Source organism: Pseudomonas sp. BC42 (assembly GCF_021560055.1).
Taxonomy (GTDB): Bacteria; Pseudomonadota; Gammaproteobacteria; order Pseudomonadales; family Pseudomonadaceae; genus Aquipseudomonas.
Window position 1 is genome coordinate 4,884,145 of record NZ_CP091067.1, and the last position, 19,019, is coordinate 4,903,163.

The 19,019-nt window shown below is 63.8% G+C and carries 17 protein-coding genes and 6 tRNA genes; 6 read left to right on the top strand and 17 right to left on the bottom strand.

What is annotated here, in order from left to right; all coding sequences use genetic code 11:
- Nucleotides 1–19: 19 nt before the first annotated feature.
- The 4 genes from lpxK to L1O02_RS21925 all read right to left on the bottom strand — a co-directional run bounded on the left by lpxK (nt 20) and on the right by L1O02_RS21925 (nt 4,424).
- Nucleotides 20–1,030 (bottom strand): tetraacyldisaccharide 4'-kinase, encoded by a 1,011-nt coding sequence (gene lpxK, locus L1O02_RS21910; protein ID WP_235758702.1) that lies wholly within the window; start codon nt 1,028–1,030, stop codon nt 20–22.
- Entirely contained in the window at nt 1,030–1,458 is a 429-nt protein-coding gene (locus L1O02_RS21915; protein ID WP_060838227.1) for a biopolymer transporter ExbD, read from the bottom strand. The genes lpxK and L1O02_RS21915 overlap by 1 nt, the downstream gene beginning before the upstream one ends.
- Nucleotides 1,455–2,090 (bottom strand): MotA/TolQ/ExbB proton channel family protein, encoded by a 636-nt coding sequence (locus tag L1O02_RS21920; protein ID WP_016968261.1) that lies wholly within the window; start codon nt 2,088–2,090, stop codon nt 1,455–1,457. The genes L1O02_RS21915 and L1O02_RS21920 overlap by 4 nt, the downstream gene beginning before the upstream one ends.
- Nucleotides 2,091–2,207: 117 nt before the next feature.
- A complete protein-coding gene (locus L1O02_RS21925; protein WP_235758704.1) occupies nt 2,208–4,424 on the bottom strand; it encodes a DNA internalization-related competence protein ComEC/Rec2 in 2,217 nt (738 codons plus the stop codon).
- 139 nt (nt 4,425–4,563) lie between these two features.
- Between L1O02_RS21925 and L1O02_RS21930 the strand changes: the two genes are divergently transcribed.
- Nucleotides 4,564–5,079, top strand: coding sequence for a DUF2062 domain-containing protein (locus L1O02_RS21930; protein WP_235758706.1), 516 nt, complete (start codon nt 4,564–4,566; stop codon nt 5,077–5,079).
- Nucleotides 5,080–5,132: 53 nt separating this feature from the next.
- On the opposite strand, the gene L1O02_RS21935 is transcribed toward L1O02_RS21930, so the two are convergent.
- The 4 genes from L1O02_RS21935 to L1O02_RS21950 form a co-directional block, all read right to left on the bottom strand.
- Nucleotides 5,133–5,912, bottom strand: coding sequence for an ABC transporter permease (locus L1O02_RS21935; RefSeq protein WP_060838224.1), 780 nt, complete (start codon nt 5,910–5,912; stop codon nt 5,133–5,135).
- Nucleotides 5,909–6,841: an ABC transporter ATP-binding protein gene (locus tag L1O02_RS21940; protein WP_060838223.1), complete on the bottom strand. Its 933-nt coding sequence runs from the start codon at nt 6,839–6,841 to the stop codon at nt 5,909–5,911. Before L1O02_RS21940 ends, L1O02_RS21935 begins: the two co-directional genes overlap by 4 nt.
- Nucleotides 6,842–6,972: 131 nt before the next feature.
- Entirely contained in the window at nt 6,973–7,596 is a 624-nt protein-coding gene (locus tag L1O02_RS21945) for a glutathione S-transferase (RefSeq protein WP_235758708.1), read from the bottom strand.
- 42 nt (nt 7,597–7,638) lie between these two features.
- Nucleotides 7,639–8,298 carry a transglutaminase family protein gene (locus tag L1O02_RS21950; RefSeq protein ID WP_235758710.1) on the bottom strand — a complete coding sequence of 220 codons (660 nt, stop codon included), beginning with the start codon at nt 8,296–8,298 and terminating at the stop codon, nt 7,639–7,641.
- Between the two features lie 228 nt (nt 8,299–8,526).
- Here L1O02_RS21950 and L1O02_RS21955 point away from each other — a divergent pair, with 228 nt between their 5' ends.
- The gene (locus tag L1O02_RS21955) at nt 8,527–10,974 is read left to right on the top strand and encodes an acyl-CoA dehydrogenase (protein ID WP_235758712.1); all 2,448 of its coding nucleotides are present in this window, start codon (nt 8,527–8,529) and stop codon (nt 10,972–10,974) included.
- Nucleotides 10,975–11,060: 86 nt separating this feature from the next.
- Entirely contained in the window at nt 11,061–11,468 is a 408-nt protein-coding gene (locus tag L1O02_RS21960) for a PA2817 family protein (protein WP_016968255.1), read from the top strand.
- 157 nt (nt 11,469–11,625) lie between these two features.
- On the opposite strand, the gene L1O02_RS21965 is transcribed toward L1O02_RS21960, so the two are convergent.
- Nucleotides 11,626–12,579 (bottom strand): LysR family transcriptional regulator, encoded by a 954-nt coding sequence (locus L1O02_RS21965; protein ID WP_060842846.1) that lies wholly within the window; start codon nt 12,577–12,579, stop codon nt 11,626–11,628.
- An 89-nt stretch (nt 12,580–12,668) separates the two neighbouring features.
- On the opposite strand from L1O02_RS21965, the gene L1O02_RS21970 reads away from it, so the two are divergent.
- Together L1O02_RS21970 and L1O02_RS21975 are read left to right on the top strand one after the other, a co-directional pair.
- On the top strand, nt 12,669–13,295 hold the full coding sequence (locus L1O02_RS21970; protein ID WP_235758714.1) for an alanyl-tRNA editing protein: 627 nt from the start codon (nt 12,669–12,671) through the stop codon (nt 13,293–13,295).
- A gap of 45 nt (nt 13,296–13,340) precedes the next feature.
- Nucleotides 13,341–13,973 (top strand): LysE family transporter, encoded by a 633-nt coding sequence (locus L1O02_RS21975; RefSeq protein ID WP_060838216.1) that lies wholly within the window; start codon nt 13,341–13,343, stop codon nt 13,971–13,973.
- 124 nt (nt 13,974–14,097) lie between these two features.
- On the opposite strand, the gene L1O02_RS21980 is transcribed toward L1O02_RS21975, so the two are convergent.
- The 6 genes from L1O02_RS21980 to L1O02_RS22005 all read right to left on the bottom strand — a co-directional run bounded on the left by L1O02_RS21980 (nt 14,098) and on the right by L1O02_RS22005 (nt 14,771).
- Nucleotides 14,098–14,173: transfer RNA gene (locus tag L1O02_RS21980), tRNA-Gly, on the bottom strand.
- A 3-nt stretch (nt 14,174–14,176) separates the two neighbouring features.
- A tRNA-Glu gene (locus L1O02_RS21985) sits at nt 14,177–14,252 on the bottom strand.
- A 105-nt stretch (nt 14,253–14,357) separates the two neighbouring features.
- Nucleotides 14,358–14,433, bottom strand: a tRNA-Gly gene (locus L1O02_RS21990).
- 3 nt (nt 14,434–14,436) lie between these two features.
- A tRNA-Glu gene (locus L1O02_RS21995) sits at nt 14,437–14,512 on the bottom strand.
- 105 nt (nt 14,513–14,617) lie between these two features.
- Nucleotides 14,618–14,693, bottom strand: a tRNA-Gly gene (locus L1O02_RS22000).
- A 2-nt stretch (nt 14,694–14,695) separates the two neighbouring features.
- Nucleotides 14,696–14,771 (bottom strand) — tRNA-Glu (locus tag L1O02_RS22005).
- Between the two features lie 367 nt (nt 14,772–15,138).
- On the opposite strand from L1O02_RS22005, the gene L1O02_RS22010 reads away from it, so the two are divergent.
- Nucleotides 15,139–15,909 (top strand): hypothetical protein, encoded by a 771-nt coding sequence (locus L1O02_RS22010; protein ID WP_016968251.1) that lies wholly within the window; start codon nt 15,139–15,141, stop codon nt 15,907–15,909.
- Nucleotides 15,910–15,977: 68 nt separating this feature from the next.
- Here the strand turns inward: L1O02_RS22010 and L1O02_RS22015 are convergent, their stop codons facing one another.
- Nucleotides 15,978–17,948, bottom strand: a complete 1,971-nt coding sequence (locus L1O02_RS22015) for a methyl-accepting chemotaxis protein (protein ID WP_060838215.1) — start codon at nt 17,946–17,948, stop codon at nt 15,978–15,980.
- A 197-nt stretch (nt 17,949–18,145) separates the two neighbouring features.
- On the bottom strand, nt 18,146–18,907 hold the full coding sequence (locus tag L1O02_RS22020; protein WP_235758716.1) for an SDR family oxidoreductase: 762 nt from the start codon (nt 18,905–18,907) through the stop codon (nt 18,146–18,148).
- Nucleotides 18,908–19,019 lie beyond the last annotated feature (112 nt).

Here is a 19,019-nt window from a genome sequence, read left to right on the forward strand (position 1 = left end):
TTTCCCTGGATAAAAGCGATTAAGGCAACAGACGATCAGGCAGCAGGCGCATCAGCTGGGTATCGAACCAGGCGATGAAGGCCGCGGACGGCACCGCATCCACCGCCAGGTACCACCAGTCGGCAGCCGCGAAGTCACGGCACTTGACCGCATCTTTCTCGGTCATGACCAACGGCAATGACGGGGTGAACGCCAGGGCCTGCGCACTGTATTGAGCGTGATCGGCAAATGCATGGGGGACAGGCCGCCAGTGTAGCGTTTCAAGGGTATTGAAGAAACGCTGGGGGTTGCCGATTCCGGCCACCGCGTGCACCGCCTGCCCTGGCGCGAAGTGCTCCACCGGGCGGCGCTCGCCGCTCTGCAGATTGACCAGCGCCGAAGGCTTGAGATGGAAGGCAAAGCCGTCGGCGTGATCATCAAAGGCGCCGTTGTAGAGCAGTGCATCGACGCTCTGCAGGCGCTCCACCGGCTCGCGCAGGGGCCCGGCCGGCAAACAGCGGCGATTGCCCAGGCCGCGGGCCGCGTCGATCAGCACCAGCTCCAGGTCACGGGCCAGGCGGTAATGCTGCAGGCCGTCGTCGGAGAGAATCAGGTCCAGCGGTTCGGCGGCCAGCAAGGCCTGCACCGCGCGGCTGCGATCAGGGTCGATCATCAGCGGTACGCCACAGCGCTGGACGATCAGCAGCGGTTCATCGCCGGCCACCCCGGCGCTGTCATCGGCCGTCACCCGCCAGGGCAGTTGCGGCGGCTTGGCGCCATAGCCGCGACTGACCACCCCGACCCGCAGGCCAAGGCGCTGGCAGTGCGCCACCAGCCACAAGATCAACGGCGTCTTGCCCGTGCCGCCTACGGTAATGTTGCCCACCACGATCAACGGCACCGGCGGCTGATAGATCGCCCCCTCGCCCGCCAGAAAGCGCCGGCGCTTGCCCACCACCACTCGGCGGTACAGGTATTCCAGAGGCTGCAGCAGCTTCAGCGCGGGATGGCCGTTGTACCAGGCGGCGAGCAAACGATCGGAGAGTGCCATCAGGGTGCCGGCGCCGCCTCGACGGTGGTCATGCGCAGGTGGCTGAAACCGAGCTTGCCGGCCGCGTCCATGGCAGTGATCACCGCTTGATGTTGAGTCTTGCCGTCGGCGCTGATGGACAGCGGCAGATGGGTGTCCCCTGCCGACTCCTTCTGCAAGGCGTCCATCAGGGTGGCCAGGTCACTTTTCGGCAGGACCTGATTGTTGACCGAGAACACCCCGTCGGCGCTGATGGCGATATCCAGCTGCTTGACCTCCTGGTCTTCGGCGGGTGAGCCGCTGACCGCTTCCGGCAGGTCGACCCGCAACTGGGTCTCCCGGGTAAAGGTGGTGGTGACGACGAAAAACAGCAGCAGGATGAACACCACGTCAATCAATGACGCAAGGTTGATGTCCACGGTTTCCCGGGGTTTGCGACGGAATTTCACGCTTTGCCCTCGGCCAGGTCGACATCGCGGTCACCCTGGATCACTTCCACCAGCTTGATCGCCTCCTGTTCCATGCCCACCACCAGCTCATCGACCCGACGTTGCAGGAAGCGGTGGAAGAACACCGAAGGAATCCCCACCATCAGGCCCGCGGCAGTGGTGATCAAGGCCTTGGAAATACCGCCGGCCAGCACGTGGGCGTTGGTGGTCATGCCCGAGCCCATGAACGAACTGAAGATGTCGATCATGCCCAGCACAGTGCCCAAGAGGCCCAGCAGCGGGGCCATGGCGGCGATGGTGCCGAGGGCATTGAGGTAGCGCTCCAGCTCGTGGATCACGCGGGCCGCCGCCTCTTCAATGCATTCCTTCATGATCTCGCGACCATGCTTGGAGTTGGCCAGGCCCGCGGCCAGGATCTCCCCCAGGGGCGAATCGGCGCGCAGCTCCTTGAGCTTTTCCTTGTTCAGTTGCTTGTCCTTGATCCAGCGCCAGACCTGACCCAACAGATGGGGCGGGGTGACCCGGCTGGCCCGCAGGGTCCACAAACGCTCGGCAATGATGCCCACAGCCGCGATGGAACTCAGAATGATCGGCAACATCATCCAGCCGCCGGATTTGACCAATTCCCACACAGTGACAGTCCCCTCGAAAAAGTGCGCCACTCTAACATAGGGGCCGGACGCACCGAAGACCGTGATGTCGCATGCTCACAGGCTTTAATAACTCACGGTTATTTAAGGCATTAGTGCTCAATCGCGCCAGAAACGCCGCTGCGCGCGCAGGCTTTGCACGGGCCCGAAAGTCCCCAGGCGCAGTTTCAGCGCTCCTTGATCGGCGCTGTCATGCACAACCACCCCCAGCCGTCGATAGCGCGCCAGTACCTCGGCATGGGGATGACCGAAGGCATTGCCCCGCCCGCGGGAAATCAGCACCGCGGTCGGTCGCAGGCGTTGCAGCAGGGCCATGGACGAAGAAGTGCGACTGCCATGATGGGGGGCCTGCAACCAGTGGGTGTGAACCGCCAGCGGACTGGCGAGCAATGCCCGTTCGGCATGCACGTCGATGTCGCCGGTGAGCAACAGCCGCTCGCCCCGAGCCTCGACCTGCAACACGCAGGAAGCCTGGTTGCCATCGGCCGCCGCCGGCCATTGCCACAGCCGAAAGCGCACCCCATTCCATTGCCAGCCCAGGCCCGACTCGCAAGGCTGTGCTTGCAGGGCGTCGGGCAATGCCCCGGGCTCGCCGCTGCGCACCCGGGCCACATCGATTCCGCGCCAGACCGCCAGGGCGCCACCGGCATGATCGTTGTCGGCATGACTGAGCAGCATCAGGTCCAGCTGCCTGATCCCCAGCTTGCGCAAGCTGGGCAGCACCACCCGCTCGCCGAGATCGAAATCCCCCACCCGGGCGCCGGCATCGTAGAGCATGGCGTGATCGCGGGTGCGCAGGAGCATCGACAGCCCCTGCCCCACGTCCAGTTGCCAGACCTCCACCTCACCCTCGGGCAGCACTTGCTCGGGCGGCCAGATGGCCAATAGCAACAGCGGCCACCCCAGCACCCGCAGCGGTACACCGCTGGGCAGGAGCAACAGCAAGGCCCCCAGGGCACTGAGCCCCCAAAGCCACCAGGGCAGCAACGGCGCCACCCAGGCCGGCCAGGCACCGGCGATCGTCCCCAACAGAAGGAACAGCCCATCCAGCAGCCCCCCGGCCAGCCACAGCAAACCCTCGCCCACATGTGGCACCGGCAGCAACAGACAACCCAGCAGGGCCGGCGGCAGCACCAGCAGACTGATCCACGGCACCGCCAGCAGATTGGCCAGGGGACCGCTGAAACTGATGGGCAGCCCCAGGGCCAGCAGCGGCGGCAGCAAGCCAATGGCGATCAGCCACTGCGCACGGCTCCAGGCCTGCCACCAGCGCCAGCGCCCCAGGCGCCCGCCGAAGGTGAGAAGCAGGATCGCCACCGCGGCAAAGGACAGCCAGAATCCCGGCTGCAGACTGGCCAGGGGCTCGAACAGCAACACCGCATTCAACGCCAGCAGCCAGGGTCGCCAGACGCCCAGATGGCGAAAGCGCAGCCGCCAGAGCAGGACCAGGGCGACCATCACGCAAGCCCGTTGCACCGGCACATCGAACCCGGCCAGCAGGCCGTAGCCCAGAGCCCCGAGAAAGGCCAGGGCACAGGCCCAGGGCAGCCATGGCCGGCGCTCGGGCCAGATGCCCCAGCGGGCGAGCCCGGCCACCCCGAGGTAGATCACCCCGGCCAGCAGGCTGATGTGCTGACCGGAAATCACCATCAGGTGAACCGTGCCGGTGTCCTGCAGCACCTGCCAGTCCTGGCGCGTCAGCCCCGAGCCGTCACCCATCACCAGTGCCGCCAGCCCGGCGCCACGCCCTTGTGCCTCGACACCCAGCAGGTGCTGGCGCAGGCCCTCGCGCCAGGCCAGGCGGGCGGGCCTGAGCAACTGCCCGGCCTTGACCGTGCCGGTGGCCCCGATGCGCCGCGCCAGCAGCCAGGCCTGGTGATCGAACCCCTGGACATTGAGCAGCCCGGCAGGACGCCGCAACGTGACCGCCAGGCGCCAGCGCTCGCCACTGTGCAGCGGCGGGGCGTCGTGCCAGGCCAGGCGTATCCGCCGCGGCAGACGCTCGCGTCGCGCCTGGGCACCCTGCAGCTCAAAGCGCACCACGCCCTGGCCCTGCTCCGGCAAACCACTGACCTGCCCCTCCAGCCAGCGGGTCTGTCCTTCCAGGCCAGGAGCCAGGCGATCATTCAGGGCCCAATGCCCGGAAACGCAAGCCCAGGCGAAACCGAAGAGAAAAAATGCCACGGGATGTGTACGAAACGGCAGCAGCATCAGCCCCACGACCGCCAACGCCAGCAACAGCCAGACCGGCGGCAACACCGGTAGAAAACCCAGCGCCAGCAGCCCCGCGGCCAGTGCCAGCAACCCCGTCCCCATCAGCCAGCCCCTCCTTGGCAGTCCCTACTCTGGGCTTAGCCGAGGATCGGCGGCGCGGCTTTATCATTTGTCACAATGTCTGAATTTGCCCTGACTAGAATCCGTTCATAATCGCGGCCTGATCCAACCGAGAAGCCTTATGCCCCGGCGCTTATTCAAACGTTACATGCCAGATCCGGCCAGCATCCGGGAACACAAGTCCTTACGCTTTCTTGGCACGCTGTTGCATGACGCCAACCTCTGGCACCTCAATCGACACTCCGTAGCCCGCGCCATGGCGGTGGGCTTGTTCGCCGCCTTCATCCCCATTCCGATGCAGATGCTGCTGGCGGCGGTGCTGGCCGTCTGGCTGCGGGCCAACATGCCCATCAGTGTCAGCCTGGTGTGGCTGACCAATCCCATCACCATGCCGCCGGTGTTCTTCTGCACCTATCAACTGGGGGCCTGGCTGATGAACGTGCCGGCCCGCACCCTGCCCGACGAGTTGACCTGGGAGTGGATCAGCGGTCAGCTCAGCACCCTGTGGCAACCCTTTCTCCTGGGGTCGGTGGTGGCCGGCCTGGTGCTGGGAGCTGCGGCCTATTGCCTGACCATGCTCTATTGGCGCTGGTGGGTCGCTCGCCAGTGGCGCAGGCGCAAGCAGCAGCGCCCATGAACAACGCAAACGGCCTCCCGAGGGAGGCCGTTTGCATCAGGCGTGCAAGCCGTTCACTGACGCATGCCGCGCCCGCTGACCAGCAACCGGGCGCAACCGATGTACAGCACCACGGTGGCCACCAGCATGAACGTGATGGCCACGCTGATCCGGATGTCCGACACCCCGAGGATGCCGAAGCGGAAGGCGTTGACCATGTGCAGCACCGGGTTGGCCAGGGACACGGTCTGCCAGAACGGCGGCAGCAGGTTGATCGAATAAAACACCCCGCCCAGGTAGGTCAGGGGGGTCAGCACGAACGTCGGAATGATCGAGATGTCATCGAAGTTGCGCGCGAACACCGCGTTGATGAATCCCAGCAACGAGAAGATGGTCGCCGTCAGCACCACCACCAGCACGGTGACGCCCAGGTGATGCACCTGCAACGTGGTGAAAAACAGCGACAGCAGGGTCACGATGATCCCCACCATCAGGCCCCGCAGGACCCCACCGAGGGTGTAGCCGATCAGGATGGTGTGCGGCGACACCGGCGATACCATCAGTTCCTCGATTGAGCGCTGGAACTTGCTGCCGAAGAAACTCGACACCACGTTGCCGTAGGAGTTGGTGATCACCGACATCATGATCAGCCCCGGCACGATGTACTCCATGTAGGTGAAGCCACCCATATCGCCGATCTGCCGCCCGATCAGGTTACCGAAGATGACGAAGTACAGGACCATGGTGATGGCCGGCGGCAGCAGGGTCTGCGGCCAGATCCGGGTGAAGCGGCGGATCTCGCGATAGACGATGGTGTTGAGTGCCACCAGGTTGGGTTTCAACTCCGAACTCATACCGCCACCTTCGACAGATTCTTCTCCACCAGGGACACGAACAGCTCCTCAAGTCGGTTGGTTTTGTTACGCAGGCTCAAGACCTCGATGTTCTGCAGGGCCAGCTGACCGAACAGCGCGGTGATGCCGACGGCCTTGTCCACCTGGACTTCCAGGGTGTGGCTGTCGACCAGCCGGGTCGGGTAGCCGGCCAACTGCGGAGCCACGCTGAGGTCGTGCTTGAGGTCGAGCAGGAAGGTTTCCACATGCAGCTGACTCAGCAGCTGACGCATGCTGGTGTTCTCGACGATGGTGCCGTGGTCGATGATGCCGATGTTGCGGCACAGCTGTTCAGCCTCTTCCAGGTAATGGGTGGTGAGGATGATGGTGATGCCTTTCTGGTTGAGCTCGGTGAGGAAGGTCCACATCGAGCGACGCAGCTCGATGTCGACCCCGGCAGTGGGTTCGTCGAGGATCAGCAGGCGCGGCTCGTGGACCAGGGCCCGAGCGATCATCAGGCGTCGCTTCATGCCGCCGGACAGGGAGCGTGAAGGCACATCGCGCTTGTCCCACAGGCCGAGCTGGGTCAGGTACTGCTCGGCCCGCTCCTTGGCGATTCTCGCCGGAATGCCGTAGTAGCCGGCCTGGGTCACGACGATGTCGAAGGTCTTCTCGAACTGGTTGAAATTGAATTCCTGCGGCACCACACCGATGCAGCGCTTGAGCGCCGCCGGCTCACGATCAAGGTCGTGGCCGAAGACATTGACGCTGCCGCTGGTCTTGTTCACCAGGGTCGAGAGAATGCCGATGGTGGTGGATTTACCGGCCCCGTTAGGGCCGAGCAGGGCGAAGAAATCACCTTCGGCGACGTCCAGATCGATACCACTCAGGGCCTGGAAACCGTTGCCGTAGGTTTTGGTTAGCTGCCGGATGGACAGAGCGGAACTCATATCGGATTCATGCACCAAGAAGGGGAATTGAATAAGTAAGGGCGGTCCGGTCGGATTGCAACGACGCCGGACGCACGCCATGGTGCGGGTCCAAGCCACGCAAGTACAGTCACGCTTGTTGATAGTGGGTATTAAGTTAAAGCGGTCATGACTGCCTGACGATAGGCCGGGCGCTGCTTCAAACGCTCATACCAGGCTTGCAGATGGGGCATCGACGGCCGCTCGATGGGCATTTCAAACCAGGCATAGATGAAGCTGCCCAGCGGGATATCGCCGACCCCGATCTCTTCTCCCGACAGATAGGGCTGCCCGGCCAGCGTCTGCTCGACCCGGGCCAGCAGCTCGACGCAGGTTGCCTTGGCCGCATTGATCTGTTGCCAGTCCTGCTGCGCCGCCGGAGTGCGCAATATGCCCCAGAACAGATGGCGGAAAGGTTCGGCGAAGGTCGAGGTGGTCCAGTCCATCCACTTCTCGGCACTGGCCCGAGCCTGCACATCGGCCGGATACCAGTGGCTGTTGGCGGCATGCCGAGCAGCCAGGTAACGCACGATGGTGTTGGACTCCCAGAGCACGAAGCTGTCGTCTTCAATCAACGGGATGCGCCCGTTGGGGTTCAGCGCCCGGTAGGCCGGAGTGTCCACCACGCCAAAGGCGCCCCCGGCATCCAGGGACTCATAGGCCAGCCCCAACTCTTGGGCACACCACAACGCCTTCCTGACATTCGACGAGTTCTTGCGACCCCAGATCTTCAGCATGACCATCCCTCAGTTATGAATGCCGGGGCAGTCTACGCCGGATCAGCCGCGACTCAAATCACTGCGGATGTCCCCCTGCAGTACACCTCCCTGCTCGCCGAACAGATGGGGATAGCATGCCTGCAGGTGACTGAAAAACAGCGCCTGCGGTACATCGGCGAAGTGCCCATGGTCCACCAGGTACTCCATCGACTGGTCGCCCTGACGGTTGAAGGGGTGAAAGACACTGTCCTGCACCCCATCAAACTCCAGCGGCGCCACATCGAACAGCTCGCACAGACTCTGGTTGAACGCCGGCGTGGCCTTGACCCAACGCCCCTGCAGGTACAGCTCGGTGTAGCCGTGCATGGCGAACACATCACTGCGCAACAGCTCCAGCAGACGCGGGGTCGACAAGTGATTGCGCACGTCCGCCAGGCCGATGCGCGCGGGGATCCCGCAATGCCGGGCACAAGCGGCCAGCAGAGTGGCCTTGGGCACACAGTAGCTTTCGCCGGCGGCCAGGGCATGACTGCCCCGCAGGGTTTGCGGATCAGGGCTGAAGGAATAGAAGTTGTAACGCACGGCCTCACGCACCGCGTAATAAAGGTTCACCGCCTGCCGCCGCGGGTCGCCGCCGGCACCGCGATGAAATTCGGCGAACTCCACCACCGCAGGGTGGTCACTATCGATGAAGCGGCTGGGACGCAAGTACTGGTTCATGGGCAAAACCTCCAAGCGAAGCCTGGAGTCTATCGAGACGTCCGCCCTGGCGATAACGACGTTTCGGCCAAAGATCAGGGTCGGCCCGAGTACCACCAGCCGTTCGTCAAAGCCCCCGCTGGCCGGCAAAGTCAACCGTTGCACCCGCACCGCCGCGATCACCCGCTTTGTCGGAGGCCGACTAAGCTCTGAGGGTGATTTGGCCCCTGGCTTCATGGAGGATTGAATATGCTGTTGTTGTGGATACTGGTTTTGCTGGTCGGGGTCGCCTACCTGGCGCACCGTCGCACTGCTCCCCTGCCCGCCCTGGGCGCCGTCGCCGTCTACCTGCTGGCCATGGGTGCCTTCAGCCGGGCTCCCGGCTGGCTGCTGCTGGTGTTCTGGATAGTGCTGGCGGCCGTTGCCGCGCCGCTGTTGCTGCCCGACCTGCGCCGCAAGTACTTCAGCGCCCCGTTGTTCGCCTGGTTCCAGAAAGTTCTGCCGCCCATGTCGCAAACCGAGCGCGACGCCATCGATGCCGGCACCGTGTGGTGGGACGGCGAGCTGTTCAGCGGCCGCCCCGACTGGAACACCTTGCTGGCCTATCCCAAGGCCCAACTGACCGCTGAAGAACAGGCGTTCATCGACGGCCCCACCGAAGAACTCTGCGCCATGGTCAGCGACTGGCAGATCGGCCAGCACATGGACCTGCCCGCCGCGGCCTGGGCCCATATCAAGGAGCACGGCTTCTTTGCCCTGATCATTCCCAAGGAGTACGGCGGCAAAGGCTTTTCCGCCTACGCCCACTCCCAGGTGGCGATGAAACTGGCCACCCGCAGCGGCGACCTGGCCTCGACCGTCATGGTCCCCAACTCCTTGGGCCCGGCCGAACTGCTGTTGCATTACGGCACCGATGAACAACGCAATCACTACCTGCCGCGCCTGGCCCGCGGTGACGACATTCCCTGCTTCGCCCTCACCGGCCCGCTGGCAGGCTCCGACGCCGGCGCGATGCCCGACACCGGCATCATCTGCAAGGGTCAATGGCAAGGCGAGGAAACCCTCGGCCTGCGCCTGAACTGGGAAAAGCGCTACATCACCCTGGGCCCGGTGGCCACCCTGCTGGGCCTGGCCTTCAAGGCCCACGACCCGGACCATCTGTTGGGCGAGCAGGAAGACCTGGGCATCAGTCTGGCGTTGATCCCCACCGACACCCCGGGGGTGGAGATCGGCCGCCGCCACCTGCCCCTGGGCGCCGCCTTCATGAACGGCCCGAACTCCGGCAAGGACGTGTTCATTCCCCTGGACTACCTGATCGGCGGCCGGGAGATGCTCGGCAAAGGCTGGATGATGCTGATGAACTGCCTGTCGGTGGGACGCTCGATCTCCCTGCCGGCGGTGGGCACCGGCGCCGCCAAGTTCACCAGCCTGGTGACCGGCCAGTACGCCCAGGTGCGCGAACAGTTCAACGTGCCACTGGCAGCCTTCGAGGGCATCCAGGAAGCCCTGGCCCGCCTCGGCGGCAACGCCTGGCTGATGGACAGCGCGCGCATGCTCACCGCCAATGCCGTGGACCTGGGGGAAAAGCCCTCGGTGCTCTCGGCCATCCTCAAGTACCACCTCACCGAGCGCGGACGCGAGTGCATCAGCCACGCCATGGACGTGCACGGCGGCAAGGGCATCATCATGGGGCCCAACAACTACCTGGGCCGCAGCTGGCAGGGCGCACCAATCTTCATCACCGTGGAAGGCGCCAACATCCTCTCGCGCAACCTGATGATCTTTGGCCAGGGGGCGATCCGCTGCCACCCGTTCGTGCTCAAGGAAATGGCCCTGGCCGGACGCGAGGACCATGACCAGGCGCTGAAGGAGTTCGATGCCCTGCTGCTCCAGCACATTGGTTTTGCCGTGAGCAATGCCGCCAGCACCCTGGTGCTGAATCTGGGCCTGGGCCACTTCGAACAGGCCCCCGGCGACCCGCTCAGCCAGCGCTACTTCCGCGCCCTGAACCGCCAGGCCGCGGCCTTTTCCCTGCTGGCCGACTTTTCCATGATGCTCCTGGGAGGCGAGCTCAAGCGGCGCGAGCGGCTCTCGGCGCGCCTGGGCGATGTGCTCAGCCACCTGTACCTGGCCTCGGCGGCACTCAAGCGCTATCACGATCTGGATTCACCGGAGTACCTGCGGCCCCTGCTGACCTGGGCCTTGGAAGAAAGCCTCGGTCACTCCGAACGCGCCCTGGACGAGTTGCTCAGCAACTTCCCCAGCCGCCTCTTCGGCTGCCTGCTACGGGTCTTGGTGTTTCCCTTCGGCCGTCGCCATACCGGGCCGTCGGACCGCCAGGATGCCGAAGTGGCGCAAATCATTGGCCGCGCCCAGGGCGACCCGGCCCTGGAAGCGGTACTCGCCGGCTGCTATCGCCCGCAATCCACGGACGATCCGGTAGGCGCCCTGCAGCACGCCTGCAACCTGCTGAGCGCGAGCCATCCACTGCAGAAAAAACTCCACGAAGCGCTGAAAAGCGGCCAGGTCAAACCGGCGGCCGGTGAATCGGCCATCGATGCGGCCCTGGAGGCCGGCGTGCTACAAGCGGCCGAAGCCCAGAGCCTGCGGGATGCCGAAGCGGCGCGACGCAAAGTCATCGACGTGGACGACTTCGCCAAGGAGGATCTGACCTTGAGCGAGGGCAAGACCCGCTGAACGGCGGCCCTTGAGGCAGGCCGATTATGAAACCGGGCGCTGGGGCTATATACTCCCGCGCCCGTTTTGCTCTTGAGGACCCTGTCATGTCCAACGTCGTCGCCGATCATCTCGTCCTCCTGGACCACCTGCGCAGCATCCTGGTGGCGGTGGGAGAAGCCGAACAGGTTCCCGAGGAAAGCCATGCGCTGTTCCTGGAGCGCTTCGACGAACTGCGCGCCTCGCTGCCGATCGACCCGATCGAAAGCCAGTACCTGGGCCAGGACCTGCTGTGCCAGATCATGCAGCGCTATCCACAGATCGCTCACCTGGTGCCTCGCGACCTGCTGTGGTTCTTCGCCGGCGACTGCCTGCACTACATGCCCGATGAAGAAATCGACCTGTACCAGGCCCTGGAAGAACGCCGCTTCGAAGCCGAGCAGAACGACGAGCCCTTCGACTGGAACCAGGAAAAACAGCTGCTGGCGCTCTCCGCCCAGGACAGCAAGCACTGATTGCAGCCCCTGGCGCCAGCAAGGCCCGCCCGGTTCGTCCGGCGGGCCTTTTTTGTGCCCGCCTTAGCGCGTCGTCCTCGTAGGAGCCGGCTTGCCGGCGAAGAGGCCCTTGGGTCTTGCATCGCCCTCAGAGACACCTTCGCTGGCAAGCCAGCGCCTACAAGATGCGTTCGCCCTTGCCGGGGCGGTTCAGGGTCGGCTCCCTGGCCAGGCACTCCACCAGATAGTCGATGAACACCCGCAGCTTGGGCGGCAGGTAGCGGGTCGGCGAATGCAGGAGCCAGGCCCCGCCGTGGTAGGAGGCAAGAAAGGTCCACTCCGGCAGCACCTGGACGATCAGTCCCTGCTCCAGGGCATGACGCGCGGTGAAATACGGCAGGCTGCCGATGCCCAGATGCTGCAGCACCGCATCCAGGCGCACACCGGTGTGGTTGGCGGCGTAACGCCCGCGCACACCGACAGTCACCGCCTTGCCGCCCTGGGTGAATTTCCAGCGGGCGTCGCTGGGGGTTTCCCCGAGATAGATGCAACTGTGCTGACGCAGATCCTGTGGGTGCAACGGCGTGCCATGTTCCGCCAGATACTGCGGTGTGGCACACAGCAGATGATCGATGCGCAACAACTGGCGCCCGATCAAGCCCGGCGGCGGGCGATCGGTGATGCGGATCGCCAGGTCGACATTGTCTTCGATCAGGTCGATATCCCTGTCTTCATGCAGCAGTTCGACATCCACCTTGGGGTAGCGCCGCAGAAACTCCGGCATATGGGGATGCACCACGAATCGTCCCACCGCCTTGGGCACGCTGACTCGCACCACGCCTTCGGCCTCATGGGTGAACTGACCACTGATCTCCATGACCGAACGGGCCGCGCTGACCATTTCGCTGCAACGCTTGAACACCTCTTCGCCGCCGTCGCTCAAGCGCAACTTGCGGGTGGTGCGTTGCAGCAGGCGCGTGGCCAGGGCCTTCTCCAGGCGCGAAATGCTGCGACTGACGGCAGACGGCGAGGACCCCAACTGGCGCGCGGCTTCGGAGAAGCTGCCGGTTTCCACCACCCTGACGAAGATGGCCATTTCCGCCAGTAATGGCAGCGGTAGATTTATGCTCATGACGCAATAGTCCATTGAGTTTTGAACGGATTATCACGCAATTACCCAGGCCCCATAATAAAAAATCATTTGGATTCAGGGTTTGAGAAATGACGCTTCGCCTGTACTACGAACATGACCTGCTGACCGCCCAGGTCGAACTGCTGAGCTGCCTCCCCCGGGACGGGCTGTTTGCCGCAACCTTGCATGCCACGCCCTTTCACCCCCAGGGCGGCGGCCAGCCCAGCGACACCGGCTGGATCGGCGCGGCGCAGGTGCTGCGGGTCGCCCAGGAAGATGAGCAGATCGTGCATTACCTGAACCAGCCTCTGACACCGGGAAGCCATGCGGCTCGCGTGGATGAGCCGCAGCGCCTGCTCAACAGCCGCATGCATTCGGCCGGGCACCTGATCGGCCACTTTGTGCAAAGCCAGGGCTGGACGCCGATCAAGGCCCATCACTGGCCGGGAGAGGGCCGGGTCTCATTCAAACCGGGCGAACAACCTGGGGAAATCGACTGCGCCAGGGTGCAGAACGCCCTCGAACAATGGATTGGCGAGGATTTGCCCCGACATATTTCCCTGGCGGCCGGAACCCGCCAGGTCGGGTTTGGCCCGCTGCCCGCCTATGGTTGCGGTGGCACCCATGTCCAGCACCTGCAACAACTGGGACGGGTGAGCATCGACTCGGTCTCGCAGAAGAAAGGCATTCTCTCGGTCAGCTACAGCCTCGACTGAAAACGCCCGCGCCCTCCCCCCTCCAAACTGCTTTGCGGAGTCAGCATGCTGTCCAATTATCTTGGCGAGTTTCTCGCCCTGGCCCTGGTTCACTTCCTCGCCGTGGTCGCCCCGGGGCCGGACTTTGCCGTCACCATCCGCCAGAGCGTGCGCTTCGGCCGGATGACCGGGGTCTGCACCGCCCTGGGGATCGGCGCCGGCATTTCAGTGCACGTGCTCTACACCCTGCTGGGAGTCGGCGCCTTGATGCACGCGACGCCCTGGCTGCTGAGCGCCGCCAAACTGCTGGGCGCCGCCTACATCCTGTACCTGGGTGTCAGCCTGTTGCGCAGCAAGGCCAAGACCGCGATCCCGGGCGAAACCGCGCAGGATGAACCACAGCAGACCTTGCTGCGGGCCTTTACCACCGGATTCCTGACCAACGCCACCAACCCCAAGGCGACCCTGTTTTTCCTGGCGATCTTCACCACCCTGGTCAGCGCCACCACGCCGCTGGGCATTCAGGCGGCGTATGGGGCCTGGATGTGCCTGGTCAACGCTTTGTGGTTCGTGATCGTCGCGCTGTTCTTTTCCAGCGCCCGGGTGCGCCTGCTGTTCATGCGCCTGGGGCACTGGTTCGAGCGCTGCATGGGACTGATCCTGCTGCTGTTCGCCGGACGCCTGTTGCTGTCGCTGTAAGCGCCCCAAGACAAAGGCCCGCACAGTCGTCTGACTGGCGGGCCTTTTTTTGTCCAGGGCAGGACGAAGGGCTGAATCGCGGACAAACAAAAACGCCGCTCGATGAGCGGCGTTTTTGTGAATTTGGAGCGGGAAACGAGACTCGAACTCGCGACCCCGACCTTGGCAAGGTCGTGCTCTACCAACTGAGCTATTCCCGCAAATGGCGTCCCCTAGGGGACTCGAACCCCTGTTACCGCCGTGAAAGGGCGGTGTCCTAGGCCACTAGACGAAGGGGACACGCTACCCGGAACACATGGTGTGTGTTTCGGTGTCCAGACCCTGGTCCTAAGACTTCGGTTCTGGTTTCACTCGGCCCCGCCCGAAAGCAGTGCCGTTTAAAATTGGAGCGGGAAACGAGACTCGAACTCGCGACCCCGACCTTGGCAAGGTCGTGCTCTACCAACTGAGCTATTCCCGCAAATGGCGTCCCCTAGGGGACTCGAACCCCTGTTACCGCCGTGAAAGGGCGGTGTCCTAGGCCACTAGACGAAGGGGACACGCTACCCGGAACACATGGTGTGTGTTTCGGTGTCCAGATCCTGATCCTAAGACTTCGGTTCTGGTTTCACTCGGCCCCGCCCGAAAGCAGTGCCGTTTAAAATTGGAGCGGGAAACGAGACTCGAACTCGCGACCCCGACCTTGGCAAGGTCGTGCTCTACCAACTGAGCTATTCCCGCATTGGCGTCCCCTAGGGGACTCGAACCCCTGTTACCGCCGTGAAAGGGCGGTGTCCTAGGCCACTAGACGAAGGGGACACGCTACAACATTCACTGCCTTCAACGTTTCGCGCTTTGCTTTCCGTTGAAAGTGGCGCGCATTCTATGGATGCTTTGGGAGGCCGTCAACCCCCAGATATAATTTTATTTAAATCAATGACTTCGGGGCAGTTTCAGACCCGCTGCGGGGTTTTCTGTGGTCCAGGCTTTGACGCCTATATTCTGTCACTCGACAAGGCGTTATAGTCCTCCGCAGCCGGTAATGGCAATTTGAACCCGAGGTGCTGCCCGGACCATTGCCACCTATATAAGCAGTACCCGCCATGCCCGGCTCGTCGAGCGGCGCTATGCGCCTAAATGCCAAGCCACTACACTCGCACGCGAATCCTATAACGAGGTTTTAACGGTGACACCACTCATGATCACCCTGCTGGTAATAGCCGGGATCGCACTATTGATCGCCATTGGCTACATGAACCATGTGGTGGAAAACAACAAACTGGAAAAGGCCCGCACCAAGGTCGAACTCAATGACCGCCTGCGCCGCTGCGGCGAGATCACCGAAACCTTCCCCGGCCAGTTCATGACCCCGGCCCTCAAACTGCTGCTGACCCGCCTGGAGCTGAACGTGGTGCAGCGCATGCTCAGTCTCGACAAGACCGACAACGCGCTCAAGGCACGCCAGGCCGAGCTCAACACCCTGATTGGCCAGGGCGAATCGATTCCAGTGAACAACCCGCCGGCCCCCATCCAGACCGAAGCCAAGGCCAAGGATGTGCGCTTCCTGCTGGAGGCGATGCACGGCCAGGTCACCCGTGCCGCCCACGACGGTTTCCTGCAACCCAATGAAGCCAAGCGCTGGATCAAGGAAATCCGCCACATCCTGGTGCTGCTGCACATCGAATTCTTCAACAACCTGGGGCAGTACGCCCTGCAACAGAACCAGCCGGGCCAGGCCCGCCTGGCCTTCGAACGCGGTGTGCAATACCTGCGCAAGCAACCGGATCCGGCGGTCTACAAGGAACAGCTGGAGTACCTGGACAAGCTCCTGGTTCGCGCCAACTCCATGGTGCTGTCGACCCTGGAGCCGGCGGAAGATGAGGTCAACGAGCTGACCCAGGGCCTGAAGACCGTGGAAGCCGACGCCGACTGGAAAAAGAAAGCCATCTACGACTGAAATAAAAAACCCTTGTCCGGCGTACCCGCGCCGGACAAGGGTTCGATAGCGCTACGCCCTCCCCGCCGCTACAAGCGGAAATGCCCCACCATCCCTTTCAATTCCACCCCCAACTGCGCCAGCTCGATGCTCGACGCGGCATTGCCCTGCATGGCCAGTGACGACTGATCGGCACTGGCACGAATGCTGGTCACGCTGCGGTTGATCTCCTCCGCCACCGAACTCTGCTGCTCGGCGGCGGCGGCGATCTGCTGGTTCATCTGCTGGATCAACGACACCGCCGCGGCAATGCTGCCCAGGGCGCTCTCCGTCTGCAGGGCATCACTGACCGCCAGCTTCACCAGCTCGCCACTGCTCTGGATCTGCTGCACCGAAGAATCGGCGGCGGCATGCAACGCCGTCACCAGGCGTGCGATCTCCTCGGTGGATTGCTGGGTCCGCTTGGCCAGGGCCCGCACTTCGTCGGCCACCACGGCAAAGCCCCTGCCCTGCTCCCCCGCCCTGGCTGCCTCGATGGCGGCATTGAGGGCCAGCAGGTTGGTCTGCTCGGCCACGCTCTTGATCACATCCAGCACACTGCCAATGTTGTCGATCTCGGCGCTCAGGCTTTCGATGCCGCTGCTGGCCCGGGTCGCGGAGTCCGCCAATTGCTCGATCCGCTGCATGCTCTGGCGCACCACCTGTTGCCCGCTCTCGACCTTGTCATCCGCAGCCTGGGCCGCCTGGGCCGCTTCCTCGGCGTTACGCGCCACATCGTGCACCGTGGCGGTCATCTGATTCATGGCGGTGGCCACTTGCTCGGTTTCCTCTTTCTGGCTGCTGACCTCCAGGTTGGTCTGCTCGGTCACCGAGGACAGCGACTGGGCCGAACTGGCCAGTTGCTCGATCCCGGCCTGCAGGCCGCTGACGATACCGCTCAGGCCGCTGCCCATCTGCTGCATCGCCTGCATCAACTGGCCGATCTCGTCCCGCCGGGTCACCGCCACGCTGGCCGTCAGGTCCCCGGCAGCGATCTGCTGAGCCACATGCATCACACTGCGCAGCGGCCGCACGATCAGGCGCGTGATGCTCAGGGCCGCCAACAGCCCCACCAGCAGGGCCAGGGCCGAGGAGCCGATGATCAGCAAGGAGTTCTTGTCCAACTCGCCCTGCATCGCCAGGTCCTGGGCGACATAGGCCTGGTCGACCCGCGCCATCACCTGGGCCGCACGCTCATGCAGCGTCTGATAGACCTGTTTTTCCTGAGTCAGCAGACCGGTGTATTCGTTGAGTTTTTCACTGAAGTTGCCGATGTGCCCCGACACCTCGTTGAGCACCGTCTGGTAACCCGCATCCTTGACCGCTGTCTTCAGCTGTTCGGCCTGAGCCAGCGCCTGCTCGGCCTGTTCGATCTTGCCCTGCTCGGCACTGGCCTGCTCATCGCCCTTGCGGTTCTGGTCCAGGCGCAACCGCGCTTCGTTCATGGCCTGCAGCATCAGGCGTGAAACCTGGCTGATCTGGTTGGCCTGCTCGATGAACTCCGCACCCTCCTTGCCCTGGGAATCCTTGAGGGTGTAGGCGCCGTCATCCGCCAGCCCGGCCTGCAGTACGTCAAGGTTGTTGGCCACGCTGGACACCGACCAACTGGCCATTTCCAGGGCCAGGTCCTTGGCCTGGGTCAGCTCGACGAATTCGTCGAAGGCCTTGCGATAGTCCGCCAGCGCCAACTCGACATCGGCCATCGCCGTCTGGTTGGCCGCCGACTGCCCCTTGAGCTGCTGGGCCAGCCGCAACAGCCCCTCCAGGCTCTCGTGCAGGCTGTCCACGGTCTGGCTGTCGCCATGCAGGGCGTAGTCCTGCTCCAGCAGCCGCACCTTGAGCACGCCACTGTTGAGCTGGGACATCTGCTTGAGGCCATCGAAGCGCTGGCTGATGGTCTGCAGCGACCAGACGCCAATGCCGGCCACCAGGGCCGTCAAGAGCAATACCAGGGCAAAACCGATACCCAGTTTCTTTGCCATGCCCAGGTTGGCAAAACGTCCACTCGCGGCCGAAGTCATGGTGCGCAGTCCCCTTCCAATCCCCAATGGCCATAGGGCCATCCGTCTGTGCGAAGGGTCGCAACGGCGTGCACCGACGCACAAGTCTTCACAGCAGGAATAATGGCAAAAAGCTACGCGGAGGTCGTTTTCAGGACACTGGAGGTCGATTCCATCCAGCCCCCGCGGCGACAGGCGCCGGGGGGCCGGCCGAGGGCTCAGATCGCGGTGGCACCACCATCCACCGCCAGCGCATGACCGGTGGTGAAGGCCGCGCCATCGCTGCACAGGTAAAGCACGGCGCTGGCGATTTCCTCGACCTTGCCGATACGCCCCACCGGGTGCATCGCCGCGGCGAACTCGGCCTTCTTCGGATCCGCTTCATAGGCCCGACGGAACATGTCGGTGTCGATGACCGCCGGGCAGACCGCGTTGACCCGGATCTTTTTCTTGGCGTACTCGATGGCCGCCGATTTGGTCAGGCCGATCACCGCATGCTTGGACGCCGCATAGATGCTCATTTTCGGCGCCGCGCCCAGGCCCGCCACCGAGGCGGTATTGACGATGGCCCCGCCGCCCTGGGCCAGCAGCAACGGCAGCTGGTACTTCATGCACAGCCAGACGCCCTTGACGTTGACCCCCATGATGGCGTCGAACTCGTCCAGGCTGCCCTCCGCCAGGCGGCCCTTCTCGATCTCGATCCCGGCGTTGTTGAAGGCATAGTCCAGACGGCCATAAGCCTCGAGGGTACGGGCCATCAGCTGCTGTACATCCGCTTCCTGGGTGACGTTGCAGGGCACGAACACCGCCTCGCCTCCTGCCGAGCGGATCAGCGCCACGGTGCCTTCGCCCCCGGCCACGTCCAGATCCGCCACCACCACCTGCAAGCCTTCAGCGGCAAACGCCAGGGCCGTCGCCCGGCCGATGCCATTGGCCGCGCCGGTCACCAGGGCCACCTGGCCGGAAAACGTCATGCTCATTGCAAAGATCCTCGTTCAGATACGGGTCAGCTGTGGGGCCCATCTAGCCATAGCCGTCCCGGTCGGCGTCAGCATTATCAGAAGGCCGGTTGAGGTCTTATGCATCCCGGTG

Coding starts and splice junctions, on each gene's coding strand:
- L1O02_RS21960 (WP_016968255.1), top strand. CDS start 11,061: ATGTCCAACGTCGTCGCCGATCATCTCGTCCTCCTGGACCACCTGCGC.
- L1O02_RS21945 (WP_235758708.1), bottom strand. CDS start 7,596: ATGCTGAAGATCTGGGGTCGCAAGAACTCGTCGAATGTCAGGAAGGCG.
- L1O02_RS21930 (WP_235758706.1), top strand. CDS start 4,564: ATGCCCCGGCGCTTATTCAAACGTTACATGCCAGATCCGGCCAGCATC.
- L1O02_RS22015 (WP_060838215.1), bottom strand. CDS start 17,948: ATGACTTCGGCCGCGAGTGGACGTTTTGCCAACCTGGGCATGGCAAAG.
- L1O02_RS21970 (WP_235758714.1), top strand. CDS start 12,669: ATGACGCTTCGCCTGTACTACGAACATGACCTGCTGACCGCCCAGGTC.
- L1O02_RS22020 (WP_235758716.1), bottom strand. CDS start 18,907: ATGAGCATGACGTTTTCCGGCCAGGTGGCCCTGGTGACCGGCGCGGCC.
- L1O02_RS21925 (WP_235758704.1), bottom strand. CDS start 4,424: ATGGGGACGGGGTTGCTGGCACTGGCCGCGGGGCTGCTGGCGCTGGGT.
- L1O02_RS21940 (WP_060838223.1), bottom strand. CDS start 6,841: ATGAGTTCCGCTCTGTCCATCCGGCAGCTAACCAAAACCTACGGCAAC.
- L1O02_RS21955 (WP_235758712.1), top strand. CDS start 8,527: ATGCTGTTGTTGTGGATACTGGTTTTGCTGGTCGGGGTCGCCTACCTG.
- L1O02_RS21950 (WP_235758710.1), bottom strand. CDS start 8,298: ATGAACCAGTACTTGCGTCCCAGCCGCTTCATCGATAGTGACCACCCT.
- L1O02_RS21935 (WP_060838224.1), bottom strand. CDS start 5,912: ATGAGTTCGGAGTTGAAACCCAACCTGGTGGCACTCAACACCATCGTC.
- L1O02_RS21975 (WP_060838216.1), top strand. CDS start 13,341: ATGCTGTCCAATTATCTTGGCGAGTTTCTCGCCCTGGCCCTGGTTCAC.
- lpxK (WP_235758702.1), bottom strand. CDS start 1,030: ATGGCACTCTCCGATCGTTTGCTCGCCGCCTGGTACAACGGCCATCCC.
- L1O02_RS21965 (WP_060842846.1), bottom strand. CDS start 12,579: ATGAGCATAAATCTACCGCTGCCATTACTGGCGGAAATGGCCATCTTC.